The organism is Microvirga sp. GN3, from assembly GCF_055792825.1.
This window is the reverse complement of sequence record NZ_JBVVAK010000003.1, coordinates 76,207-88,609: the sequence shown is the minus strand read 5'-3', so window position 1 is coordinate 88,609 and position 12,403 is coordinate 76,207. Positions and strand designations below refer to the sequence as shown.

At 59.8% G+C, this 12,403-nt stretch carries 11 protein-coding genes and 1 pseudogene; 5 read left to right on the top strand and 7 right to left on the bottom strand.

The features are described from left to right. Positions 1-345: 345 nt before the first annotated feature. Positions 346-2,649: a DEAD/DEAH box helicase gene (locus tag ACS5Q1_RS02575; protein WP_473096727.1), complete on the top strand. Its 2,304-nt coding sequence runs from the start codon at positions 346-348 to the stop codon at positions 2,647-2,649. Positions 2,650-2,740: 91 nt separating this feature from the next. Next, positions 2,741-3,433: a YcbK family protein gene (locus ACS5Q1_RS02570; RefSeq protein ID WP_473096726.1), complete on the top strand. Its 693-nt coding sequence runs from the start codon at positions 2,741-2,743 to the stop codon at positions 3,431-3,433. A gap of 175 nt (positions 3,434-3,608) precedes the next feature. Here ACS5Q1_RS02570 and ACS5Q1_RS02565 read toward each other — a convergent pair whose 3' ends face one another. The 3 genes from ACS5Q1_RS02565 to ACS5Q1_RS02555 all read right to left on the bottom strand — a co-directional run bounded on the left by ACS5Q1_RS02565 (position 3,609) and on the right by ACS5Q1_RS02555 (position 6,434). Continuing rightward, positions 3,609-3,872 carry a hypothetical protein gene (locus ACS5Q1_RS02565; RefSeq protein WP_473096725.1) on the bottom strand — a complete coding sequence of 88 codons (264 nt, stop codon included), beginning with the start codon at positions 3,870-3,872 and terminating at the stop codon, positions 3,609-3,611. A gap of 3 nt (positions 3,873-3,875) precedes the next feature. After that, complete coding sequence (locus ACS5Q1_RS02560) at positions 3,876-4,838, bottom strand: NADPH:quinone reductase (RefSeq protein WP_473096724.1); 963 nt, start codon at positions 4,836-4,838, stop codon at positions 3,876-3,878. Between the two features lie 240 nt (positions 4,839-5,078). Further along, the gene (locus tag ACS5Q1_RS02555; protein ID WP_473096723.1) at positions 5,079-6,434 is read right to left on the bottom strand and encodes an IS1380 family transposase; all 1,356 of its coding nucleotides are present in this window, start codon (positions 6,432-6,434) and stop codon (positions 5,079-5,081) included. Positions 6,435-6,675: 241 nt separating this feature from the next. Between ACS5Q1_RS02555 and ACS5Q1_RS02550 the strand changes: the two genes are divergently transcribed. Continuing rightward, positions 6,676-6,882, top strand: coding sequence for a hypothetical protein (locus tag ACS5Q1_RS02550; RefSeq protein ID WP_473096722.1), 207 nt, complete (start codon positions 6,676-6,678; stop codon positions 6,880-6,882). A 596-nt stretch (positions 6,883-7,478) separates the two neighbouring features. Here the strand turns inward: ACS5Q1_RS02550 and ACS5Q1_RS02545 are convergent. Together ACS5Q1_RS02545 and ACS5Q1_RS02540 are read right to left on the bottom strand one after the other, a co-directional pair. After that, on the bottom strand, positions 7,479-7,814 hold the full coding sequence (locus ACS5Q1_RS02545) for a Rap1a/Tai family immunity protein (RefSeq protein ID WP_473096721.1): 336 nt from the start codon (positions 7,812-7,814) through the stop codon (positions 7,479-7,481). A 16-nt stretch (positions 7,815-7,830) separates the two neighbouring features. Then, complete coding sequence (locus ACS5Q1_RS02540; protein ID WP_473096720.1) at positions 7,831-8,871, bottom strand: hypothetical protein; 1,041 nt, start codon at positions 8,869-8,871, stop codon at positions 7,831-7,833. Between the two features lie 144 nt (positions 8,872-9,015). Between ACS5Q1_RS02540 and ACS5Q1_RS02535 the strand changes: the two genes are divergently transcribed. After that, positions 9,016-9,708: a hypothetical protein gene (locus ACS5Q1_RS02535; protein WP_473096719.1), complete on the top strand. Its 693-nt coding sequence runs from the start codon at positions 9,016-9,018 to the stop codon at positions 9,706-9,708. A gap of 69 nt (positions 9,709-9,777) precedes the next feature. On the opposite strand, the gene ACS5Q1_RS02530 is transcribed toward ACS5Q1_RS02535, so the two are convergent. Beyond that, on the bottom strand, positions 9,778-10,116 hold the full coding sequence (locus tag ACS5Q1_RS02530) for a hypothetical protein (protein ID WP_473096718.1): 339 nt from the start codon (positions 10,114-10,116) through the stop codon (positions 9,778-9,780). Between the two features lie 621 nt (positions 10,117-10,737). On the opposite strand from ACS5Q1_RS02530, the gene ACS5Q1_RS02525 reads away from it, so the two are divergent. Further along, positions 10,738-11,127, top strand: coding sequence for a hypothetical protein (locus tag ACS5Q1_RS02525; RefSeq protein WP_473096717.1), 390 nt, complete (start codon positions 10,738-10,740; stop codon positions 11,125-11,127). A 16-nt stretch (positions 11,128-11,143) separates the two neighbouring features. On the opposite strand, the pseudogene ACS5Q1_RS02520 reads toward ACS5Q1_RS02525, so the two are convergent. Continuing rightward, positions 11,144-12,375 (bottom strand): annotated as a pseudogene (locus ACS5Q1_RS02520) (IS3 family transposase). Between the last annotated feature and the right edge of the window lie 28 nt (positions 12,376-12,403).

Here is a 12,403-nt window from a genome sequence, read left to right as displayed (position 1 = left end):
ACCTATAATACATCCCTGACGAAAGCGAGAGAGCTAATAGCCTGCGCTCCACCGACTCAGGATGTTTCACTCCATCGGACCAAGCCATGGCTCTCCGGTCGGGTCGTTCCACCTGTTCACACTCTCCCAATGGTAATGCCCCAAGCCTCATCCCTCCCAAGCGAGCATCGTAAAGAGAATGATGCCCTGCAGCGCGCCCTGCGGGGGGAGGATGACCTGCCCGCGGTATACCCCGCTAGCGAATGGATCACCGGAAAGAACTATGGAGCAATTCTGCTCCTGGACGGAGAACCTGACGATGTCACCGCTTGGAGGGTTCTTCTTAAATCGCCCCGTTTTTCACCCTTGGCTCATGCGCTTGGGCTCAAATATGACGCTCAACGGCATGCCTGGCGGGTTCCTTCCCTGAGAGAGGTCGGCCTCCTGGGCGGCTTTGCTCCCGATACAGACCGGCGCAAGCTCAAAGCCAAATGCCCACAACTCGACGTCCTGGAAGAGCCGATCGCCGCGCCATGCGTCCATTATCTCAAAGGTCGTGACCTCTTTATTTTCGTAGGCGGCTTTAGCCACCGAGGCTGGGCCAAGAATACAGGATGGGCTTTTAGCGAGAGCGGATCGCTCTGGTACACTGACTCCGCTCTTAAGGCAGCCGGGCTCTATAAGCTCGCAACGCCTCAGGCCCGGACGAAGATCGACGAGGAACTCGGCTGCCTGAAACTTCTTGCCGCCGTCAAGAAAGGGCTCACGTTTGGCCGTCCCTGGATGACGTATGATCCCCGGAAGGAGCGTCTTGTCGTCCACGGCGACGAGGATCTGCGCTCTGCTCTCGAGCCCTTTGGGTTCAGGGCCCGCATGACACTTGGCACCAGGCAAGGCTTCAGCGGCAGGTTCACCACCCAAAACCTTCGGGTGGCATGCGAATTGGCGCATCTTGCCGACCCCGTCCTCGCGACCGGATTGGCTGCCATTGCCTCCAAGCTTCAGTTCCTCGATATCGGGTCCATCGACATCTCGGCGCTTCTTGGGCAGATCGTCTCCAGCGATAACAACCCGAGCAAGAAAAAGTCTGAGGCGGACCGGGCTCTCAAGATCGAGTTGCGCTTTGTCAAAAAGCAAAAGCGCTTCTTCACAACTCGCGCCGAGGCTGCCAACGATAATGCATGGTCGCTGGCCAAAGACGCAGTCTGGATGACGACCGACCCGGTTGCTGCCTCTCGCTACCGCAAGTGGGGCGACGACGAAACCGAGATCGCGATCCAGACGTTGATTGCGGAAGAGTACGCGGCGGCAGCGGCAGCAAGAATCCCGGCACCTGTTCCGGCTCCCCTGAAGGGCCAGAGCTATACGTCGGACCAAATTGCAGGCATCAACTTCGCCACAACACGGCCCTGGGCAGTTCCTGCGGACGACATGGGTTACGGCAAAACGATGCAGGCGGTTGGCGTCATCGACGTGCTTCGTCCCCGCTATGTGCTGATCCTCACTCTTGCTTCAGTCACACCTTCATTCGCGAGAGCCGTCACAGACTGGGTCTCCTACCAGCCGCACGTTAACCTGTTTACCAATCTTGCAAAGACGCCGGTCCAGCCAGGCGTCACGGTTGCTTCGTACGAATCCATCCTCAACAATCCGGAACTCCTCGACTACCCGTGGGACTACGCGGTCTTTGACGAGTTCCATAAGCTGAAAAACCAGACGGCAAAGCGTGCGAGAGCCGTCATCGAGCGGCTCGGGTACAAGCTATCCGGCGGCTTGTTCCTCTCCGGAACGCCCCTAACCCGCCGACCCCAAGACCTCTTCACCCCGCTCCATCTGTCGCTCCCGCAAGCTTTCGATGACTACGGCCGCTTCTCCAAGGTTTATGGCCTTGGCGATCTGGACTCCGACAATGAGGAGCGGCGGGAGAGGCGCAAGACGCTTGGCCGCATCGTCATGGGCACCATCATGCTGCGCCGTCTTAAGAAAGGCCTCCCGCCCAAGCGGCGCCGGCCGATCGAACTCGACCTGATGGACCCCTCCCTTGTGGACCTCCTCAAGGAAGAGAACCTGATTTTCGATTCCTATAAGAACACCGAGAACAAGGTCGAGAAAAAGAAGATCATGACGAAGCTCAACGCGCTGCGGCGAAGAACAGCCTCGTTCAAGATCGCGTATGCCGTCGAGTGGGTGATCACCAAGTATGAGCAAGGCGAGCCGGTGCTTGTCTTTGCTCATCACCAAGAGATCATTGACCAGCTCGCGGACATCATTTCCGCTTTTGGGCCCAAGGTCGCCAAACTCCACGGTGGCGCCAACACACCCCGCAAGCGGCAGAAACTCATCGACCAGTTCCAGGTGGGCCAGATCGACGTCATTGTCGCTGGCATACAAGCCGCGGGCACAGGGTTAACGATGACCCGGGCGGCTGAAGTTCTCTTTGTGGAGCTAGACTGGGACCCATTTTCCTTATTGCAGGCCGAGGATCGATCCCACCGTCATGGCCAAACCAGACCCGTCAATGTCTGGTACATGGTCATCAAGGGGTCAATTGACGCCTACATCTGCAGCATCGTCGACACGAAGCTTCGCATCGCCAATGAGATCTATGGTGATGAGGACAAAATCTATAGCGCCGTCGGCAGCGATCTCGCCATGGCAGCTGCCGCCTAGCCTCCGAATTAAAACGCTGATAAGTTCCCCGCTAATTCAAAAGACGAAGAGCGAGAATTTCGATTCTCGAATCATGCTACCAGGACGATCCATGCTTAACCGCCGCCAAATCCTCACCGGTCTTGCTGCATCGGCAGGCCTCGCCCACAGCACCCTCGCCCGCGCACAGGTCGCATTCCCCGTCGGCACTCAGTTGATCCCGTCGCTTGCCGGCCCCGAAACTCTCGAGATGCCGTCGTTCGATTTCGAACCTTCTGCAGAGGCCCCCGCCCTGCCGAACGAGATGAAGAACACGGACTTGGCCGCAATCACGTCCAAGGCTCCATTGACCCAGGCCGGCCTTCCGGCTCATCGGGGCCTCTGGCTGGTCAATTACAACACCAACGAGGAAGTGAAGACGGTCTTTTGGAAGGAGGGCGTTTACGACAAGCAGTCCTATTCCCAACTCTGCCACATGCTTCGGGACTGGCGTGAGAACGTAACGATGGCCATGGACCCCAAGCTGTTTCATCTTCTCTGGGCGATCCAGCACCGGATCAACTTCCAGCAGCCCATCATCATCACGTCGGGCTTTAGAACCAAAGACACCAATGAGTTGCTCCGCGCCGAGGGATCCGCGATCAATTCCCTCCATATGCACTCTCAGGCATCCGACATCGTCGTCAATAAGATGCCCGCCGAGACAATCGCTAAGTACGCTCAGGCAATCGGCATCGGTGGGATTGGGCGCTATAGGGCATTCACACACGTCGACACCGGTGCTATTAGAACTTGGGAAGGATAATATTCCTATTTGTGCAACCACCTATAAGTCTGACTCAATGCCGCAATAAACTGGCTCAGATGGCAGAGAAGTCTGACTCGAGCATGAACTTCTGCTTACGGGCCGAACACCGACCTTCAGCTTAGGTCAGCCTCGTGCCATTTCGAGACATTCCTGGTGTGGAGACCGCTGCGTCCTATCCCCCATCGACCGGATCGAGGAAGCCGTGCAGGTCATGCGCGGCGCCATGCAGGACGCCTCGCGCGCCGTGCTGTCCGGCGTTGCCGTAGGAGTCGACGCCAAAGTCATCCGCGCCCCGGATCGGTTTGTGGAAGAGCGCGGCGCGGACATGTTCCAACGGGTGATGAGTATCCTTGGGCGGATCGAGCTGGAGAGCGCCGGGGCCGCTTGAGGACTTATTAATCTGGATGAGCCCGATCTTGATTAGATTCTTTTTCACGCGTTATGGAACGAGAACAATTTTTCCGTAGGCGCCGGACTCCATAACGAGCTGATGCGCCTGAGGAGCTTCGGCCAGCGGCAGCTCGCGGCCGACAACGGGCCGCAAGGTGCCGGTCTCGAGACCGGCAACGATGGCAGCGTGAATCGAAGCCAGCTCCGCATCGGTGGCGGCAAAGAGAATCAAGCCGAGAATCGCGGCCTCACGCGCCATTGCTTCGCGCGGATTAATCTCGATCGAGCCGCGGTTGCCGATAACAACAACACGGCCTCCCGGAGCCAGCATCATCAGGTCTTTCGCAAGGTTCACGTTGGCGAGCATTTCCATGACAAGATTGACGCCGCGGCCCTCCACGATCGACATGATCTGCTTTTCATAATCCGCCGCACGATGATCCACGACATGATGCGCGCCCTGTTCCGCAACCAGGGCGCGGCCCTTTTCGGAGCCACCCGTTCCGATAACCGTCAGACCCGCCGCCCGCGCGAACTGCACGCATGCGACGCCGACGCCGCCGCTGGCGCCATGCACGAGAACCGTTTCACCAGCCTGCGCATGTCCGCGCTGAAAGAGCGCTCGATACGCCGTGCCGTAGGGCGCGCCCAAAGCAGATCCCTGTGCAAATGAAGTCTTCGGTGGAAGAGGATGAACCTGCGATTCTTCGCATAGCGCCAGTTCGGAATAAACACCCGTGATCGAGCCGTTTGTGTAAACGCGATCACCCGGTTTCACACGCTTCACATTCGGCCCGACAGCCTCGACAATTCCAGCCGCATCGGTGCCGGGCGTGTAAGGTAGATTGGGCTTCCGTGCGTAAACGCCGGCTCGAATGTATGTGTCAACCGGGTTGACGCCGGCAGCCATGACCCGGACAAGCACCTGACCCGAGTCCGGTACCGGGTCCGGCGCCTCTTGAACTTTTAGAACCTCTGGGCCCCCGAACTCGCTTACCCGAATCGCTCGCATATTCCCTCCCTCGGCAAGTGATTATAGTTCGTATAGACCGACATCTGCCGGATGAGCGGCTCTTTGGGGCAAGATTGACGCTCTGGGACGGGTATTGGCAAGCCCGAACCTCGCCGCGAGCGCCCAAATGTCTGGGAGGCCGGTGGTATCGGCACGTTCCGTGCCGGAAACTCCAATCTGGTCCTCGCCAAGACGCACCTCTCCCTTGGTTTTCCGCTGGAATTCATGCCGCCGGCCTGTTCACGCTGGCGCAGGATCAGGTGGCGGCCGCAGTTCGGCGATCAGTCGCAGGATCTCGGCAAAGAGCCTCCTCGGCACGGCGACCTCGGCCATTTGGAAAGCGACATAGCGGCCGTGGCTGACGAGCTTGGCGCCGATCTTGATCAGCTTCTCCCTCAGGCTCGTTAGAGACCACTCCTTGATCGGCTCCGGTGTCGCCAGCGTGCGCAGGAAGTTGCCAAGATTGTAGGCGAGCGCATGAAGCTGAAGCCGCACGGCGTTGGCCGCAAACGTCCTGCATGACAACCGCGTCCACTTGATCGCGCCCTTGCCCTCTTTGATCCAGTGCTCACTTGTGCCGCGCTGATTGTAGAAGGCGACAACCCGCTCAGCCGGGCGCGACAGGTTGGTGACGATGAAGCCGACGCGCGGAACAAGCTCGCCCGGATGCCACTCGACCTTGGCGATAACCCGGCGCGGCTTGGTCCAGCTTCCGGCTTGATAGGTGAAGCTGGCGTGGAACCGCCGCACATGGTCCGGGGGACGCCCGACCGGGCGCGTCAGCAAATAGCCGATCCTCCCCTGGAGAACCTGGTTGGTGGGAATGCGGATCGCATATTTGATCCGCTCGGCCTCCAGGAACTCGTAGATCCCTGGCATGGCAAAGGCCGCGTCGGCGCGGAAATAGAGGCGCAAGACCTTGCCCCGATAGCGTGCTACGACCGGGGCGAGCACGTCGTGCCAGCCGTCGGCGCTGTGCACGTTGCCGGGACGAAGCGCGCATCGTTCCAGATCACCGAACTGGTTGAACAGGAACAGCGGGTGGTAGCAGGTGCAGGCGAAGTGGCCGTTCCAAACGCTCATCTCCTGATCGCCATGGGTCGGACTGACGCTCGAAGCCATGTCGAGCACGATACCTCGCGGCGGACGGCGGCCATGAACGCCGTCGATCCATTGGCCGGAGAGGTCGGTGAGTGCCGAGAGATTGTCAGGCGCTGCGAGCCACTTCGTCTCGAAGCGGCCCATCTGGCTCGACGAGGCCGCAGAACCCTGAGCCGCTTTGCCACCGACGATCCAGCGCATCGCCGGATCATGGCGCAAGCGTTCGGCGTCGTTCACGTCATCATATCCGGCGAGACGCCCAAACACGGATTGCCGCAGTAACCCGACCAGCGCATGACGGCCGTTCCTGCCGGTGCGCGCATCGGCGAGCACATCGCCGGCCATCGTGCTGAGACCGAGGGCGTCATCGAGTTCGCGATAGGCGAGCAATCCGGCATCGGAGGTGATCCGGGAGCCATGGAACTCGAGCCTCACGCGGCGGTCGAAATCGAGCCGGAGAGGACCATCGGCCGATTCACCCGTTGGGTTATCCAAAATGGCCTCGTGCGATCCACATTAAGCTATTGATTATTATATCTGAATCGCGACAGAACCGCAGCGAATTACGGTGTCATCCGGCGAATGCGGGCCTATACCCGTCAATGACTTACGGCAGAAATTTCGCGGTAGGCCGTGTATGGAACGCTGAACTCCAATCAAGCCGCGAGGCCTGTTGCCGTTCTCCCTTTGCGCCCCATAAAAGGCTCCGCTTCATAAAAATAAGACGGGTTGAGACATGAAAACCGCAGCAGAGTATCGGAAACACGCTGAAGAATGCCGGGTGCTTGCCAAGCAGCTGCCCGAGGGCGAGCAGCGCAATCAGCTTCTGGAAATGGCCCGGACTTGGGACAATCTGGCCATCGAGCGGGAGAGGCTGGTCCGCAACCATCCCGAACTCGACACCTCGAAAAATCCGACCAAGGCTCGCGCACCATCAAAGTAGCGGTTGAGGGTCGCGAATTTCGCAGAAGCCCCTTTACGGAACCTGAGTAGGCTCGGCTAAATAGCTATAGACAGTCCACTGGATCGAAGATCAGACCCCACCATGATGGCCTTCAAAATCATCTGCTTCTCTGCGGTTGGAGCAGTTTTGGCGCTGCCAGTATTCTTTGTGTTTGGCCTCCTTATAGTTATGCTGACCGAGGGGCTATGGCGGCCATTCGGCACCCTCGCGCCGGTAAACATCAATATAATTATCGCTGTGATTGGGATGCCTATTGGCGCATACTATGGAGCAATCTTCGCTTTGCGAAGCCGATCATATTCTATTAGCGATTACTTCCGTTCTATAAGAGACTTCCTCAACAATACCTAACGCGTCCGAGCAGGCTTGCGTGCGCGCGGAAAAATTGTCCGCGAATTTCGCAGAACGAGGTGTTATGGAATGCTGCTGGCACTGCATTCCATAACACCTCAGCACCCGGCCAGCCACCGGATGGTTGCAGTGCGTCAGACCCGGAAGTCGAGCGGTATCATTGAAGGCCCGCTGACTGCCCCGTTCCAGACGCTCGCGGTATTCAAGCTGACTGAGTCTTGACCCTAATCCGTGCAGGGCCAGGCGTCCTGCAGCGACTGGATGATCAGGTAGGCAGCTGGGACATTCCAGTGCTTGGGGTTGTCGCGGGCGTACTTGCAGGCAATCGCAGTTGCTTGGCCGGCCGTCGCGCTGGGCGGCGTGCAGTAGCCGCGTGACTTGCTGATCTTTGACCCCGTCGCGTAGCCGTCCATCAGGCCAACGACATACCGGTTCGCGGCGACCTGGTTCTTCTCACAGTGGTTTTGGGCGAACTCCTGCCCGTTGACCCACATGCTTTCGCTGTGCCCGGCCGACGTCGCCGCCAGCATCAGGGCGACACTCAACGCAACTCTACGCATTCCCTGCCCCTTTGTCTCAGCGCTTTGAAGGATCCACCACCCACACAGCGGGATCGTTCGCTACGACCTTGTCGATGATCGAATAGGCCGGCATGTCCCAGACGGCCCCGGCATCCTTGCTTTTCAGCAGCGCCTCTCTGAACACCGTGGGATTGATGACAGGGCCTTCGAGCAGCTTCCAGACCCGGTACATCTCCTGCCAGAGCTTCTTCGCCTTGACGGATGGATCGACGAACCGACCGAGGCCAACCAGCCGGGCGGCGCCGCGCAGGATCCTCAGGCCGAAGAATGCCGCCCACAGGCCACCCCAGATGGAAAACAGGGACTCCCCCGCTCCCTCGGCGCCGAACACGAAGCACAGGATGATCGCGCCCACCGGGACGATGATGGTCCAGAACCCTGTCACCCACAGGCGTTCGCCGAGCTCGCCCCACCTGATCTTCTGCATCTTCTCCAGGTTGCCCTTGGCCTCGATGTAGCGCTCGTTGACGCCGAGAATGCCGCGCGGCCCCGGGAGCATATTCTCTTTGATGTGCTCGCCGAACGCGATCAGCTCTCGCGTGATCAGCATGTCGAGCAGCATCCAATCGATGACGGGGTGGCTGAGCCAAGGCCTCTCCAGGTAGTCGGCGCAATCGGCCAGGAGATCGCCCTTCTGGAGCCCAGGCGTGTGTTCCGAGGACTCGCCTTCAAAGTACGCGCGCTGTGGATCGTGACGCTTCCAAACCCTGTGTTCAGCGGCATCGACCCGCTTCTTCTCCTCGTCGGTCATGTCCCGCTCGGACTTCTTCCAGATGAGATCGCGGAGGGCTTGGTGGCGGGCGTTGACTTGGATCGTGTTGAGCAGGTCCCAGGCGCGCTGAAGCCGGTCTTCCAGCTCCCACTGGGTGTCACCCTGCCGGATGGCCTCGGCCACGCAGCGGGCGGCGAGTTGGCCCATCAACCAGTTTTTCTGGCTGGAGAGAGTCGACGAATACTTTGGCGTATCAGTGCGATCCTTCACCCATTCCTTCGCGAATGTGAGCGCGTCTTCCTTCGTAAGCGTACCCGTCGTCATGTCGGCCCCGTCCCCAAGGAGACCGTAGCAAAGCTTGACGTCAGGCAGCAAGGATCCTGTGAAAACTGTGGACGCGGCACGAAACGTGAGGATTTGCAGCGCCCCGACTTGCGGCACATCCCCCAGGTCTGCGATGTCGGGAGCATGACAGACGTTCTTCAGATCCTTGCCTGGCCTGGCGTTGCTTTCGCCCTCGGCTGCGTAGCCCTCCTCACCTTCAAGAAGCCGCTTTCGGACGCCATCGGCCGGGCCAAGTCCGTCTCGGTTGGCGAGAACCGGGGCGTCGACCTCTCAGGCTCGGGCTCCCAGGCCCAGATCGAGGCCCAGAAGGAACCGCACAAAGACACCCCAAACCCCTTGCCGACGCCCGCGCTGCAGGCCGGTGGATTGCCCGCCCTGCCGCCGCCGAACCCGCTGTATGCCCACCTTGAAGAGGACCTCCAGCGCCGGGTCGAGGCGGCATTCCCGGGAGCGGAGGACACCCAGCTCGCGTGGGCCATCCGGGTCGCCGCCCAGGCAACCGTCGAGAGAAATCATGAGCAAACCTACAGGATCATCTTTGGCAGCCAGATCCTGGCCCTGAAGGAGATCAACATCCGCGGCTTCATCACCGTGGCGCAGGCCCAGGAGATCTACGGGATGGCAGAGAGGGCCTTCCCCGATCTCTACGCCACGTTCCCGTTCAAGAACTGGGGTGGGTTCCTGATCGACCAAGGCCTCGTCGTCATCCCCGACGACCCGGTGACCGATGAGAGCCGAGTGATCCTGACGCCAGCAGGAAAGGACTTCTTGTTCTTTTTGACAGGCCGCGGCCTGCCCGAGAACAAAGGCGGTTAGACCAACGATTTCACCACCGAATCTTTGGTCGATCTGTTGTGAATGATGAAGGATTGGTTGGTCTAATCTTCAGTCGCCCGTGCCGACATTGTACGGGCCCGAGGGGCACAAGAGTGTGCCAAAGACCACGCTGCTCTCGTTGATGAAGAAGCCGTCCAGGTTGTTAACGTTCGCCCGCAGGCCTTGCTCTGAGCGCTTGGCGATCCCTGTGCCTGTCTGGAACAACCAGGCCTTCGTGCTGGGGTCATAGGCTTCGCATCTGGCCTCGACTCGCCAATCCTTGCCGCGGTAGTCGGAGAGCGCGCTGCGCAGCCCGCTCTTGGCGTAGGTATGGAGCCAAACTTGGATGGATAGAACCGCGAGATTGCTTGCATCGGTGGCTATGGCTACTCGGATCATCAGGTTCATTCCCTACTTAGGGTAGGGATATCCGCCCAATGCTGCCGCGGCAACGCGAGCGCCGGGATGGTCCGAGGCTTTTTCGCGAAACGGGGCGTAATGGGATGCAGCCCTATGCAATGGTTGGCTCTGGGTGTGGAAGAGGCCAAGAGCCTACGCCTCGGAAGGTTCGCTCTGCGCCAAACATCAGACGTTCGCTCGCCCGATTGCCCGCGACTTCGCTTGAGTTAGGCTTCTAGGTTAATCGGATCATGGCGAGTCAGAGTTATATGAAAGTTGGGTCTGAGTTTTAGTGTCACGCCATTGAGGCAAAAGCCGAACTTGAGTCAGACTTTTAGTATCCTGAACATATTGTCTCGGAACCTATATGTCTGACTCTGTCGCGCAGAAGTGTGACCCAAATTGCACTGAAGACTGACTCTCGCCTAAATTTCCGCTTGCGGTCTAACCCCGGACCTTAAGCTAAGGTCGGCCTCGTCCCATTTTGGGACCTTCCGAGCGTGGAGCCGTTGCGTGCTATATCCATCAATGGCTTACGGCAAGAATTTCGCGGCAGGCCGTTTACGGAACCTGAGTAGGCTAGGCTAAATAGCGAAGAACAATCCACTAGATCGACGATCAGGTTCCAACATGATGGCTAGTAAGAGCAAGGTAGCCCTGCGCTACCTTTCAATCGCAGCTTTTATCCTTGTAGCCATAGACCCCAAAGGGAACAGTGCTTTTGCGGCGAATACGATCCATGGCTATGACATCGGCACGTGGCGGCTCGGCGATATCGGTCAAGTTATTGATCGCTATATCGAAAGAACAATCCTCTATCTGGACACAGGCGTACGCGCTCATAGTTTTGCTCCAAAACGCAAATGCAATGATCAGACGTACCAGCTCTTCAAAGAGGCTCTGCAAGCCAATCTACAGAAGGCCGAACGTGATGATCGACATCTGGTCTGGATCGATGAGCTGAAAACTCAGTCCTGCGGCTTGATCTTAAGTCACAAGTGTACTGCCCGCAGTATTTGAGACACCGGCTTGAAACCTACGCGGCGAGCGCCGCGGATGGAAGCTGCTTGTGGCGGACGGCGGTCGGCGTCTGGAAGCCGTGCCGCGCAATCAGCCAAGTGGAGTTGTAGCTCTCCCGAAAGGCCAGCAGCGCCTGGCGCAGCTCCTCGATAGTCCCGAAGCGGCGCACCCACAGCAGGTTCTCCTTGAGCGTGCGGATGAAGCGCTCCGCACAGCCATTCCCTTCCGGGGCTCGCACGAAAGCAGGCGAGCTCTCGATTCCAAGAAAGCGCAGCTCATCCTGGAACGCCCGTGACATGTACTGGCTTCCGTGGTCGTGTCGGACCGACAGGCCTGAGGCGATCCCCTTGGCAAAGCCGCCAAAATGCTCGCGCACACCCTGACGCAGGGGCTCGAGAGCCTCAAAGCGCGTGCCTTGGCGGCTGGCATGAATGCCGACGCACTCGGCACTGTGATGATCCACCGCCACGAACACGGCGGCTTGCCCTTCGGCGGTCCAGCCGGTGGTCATGTCGGTGCCCCACAAGGTGTCGATCGTCGCCGGAATGATCGTGCCGTCATGGTTGCGGGGTCCACGCGGCGGACCCGTCCGGGACGGCGCCAGCAGGTTGTGCTCGCGCATCAGCCGCAACACCCGCCGCAACGAGGTGCGGATTCCCTTCACACGCAGGCGGGCCCAGACTTTCCGATGACCCTCGCCATGGAACGGACTGGCAGTCAGGACGGCGTGGATCTCGGTCGTGAGCACTGGATCGGACATGGGTCCTGCAGGGCCACGGCGTTGCCGGTCGGGCGGCGGCCTGCGATGCCGGTACACGCTCGCCCGGGCCACCCGCCAGATCCGGCAGACGCGGGCCAGGCCATAGGGCTGGCCGCTGCTCGGTGAGATCGCCCGGCTCATCACCTCGACCTCCTCCGAGCTAAAGGGCGGTCGCTCTCCAGCACGGCGATCTTGGCCTCCAGCAGTTCGCGCTCCAGCAGCATCTCGCCGAGCCGGGCCTTGAGCCGTTCCGTCTCCAGGACCTCGCCGGTGGCCGGGCGGGTGGCGAGACTAGCCTCGCCAGCAGCCAGGAAGGCGTCGCGCCAGCCGCTGAGGGTGGCGGCCGTCACGCCCAGGGAGCGGGAGATCGTGTCCAGATCCTCACCGCGCAGCAGACGCAGAACCGCCTCCCGTTTGCGCTGGCGCGACATGCGCCCACCGCGGCCCGGACCGGCCGCATCCTTCATCATCTCTGTCATCATTGTCACCCTTCTGCGGATTCCGTCCGCTTACAGG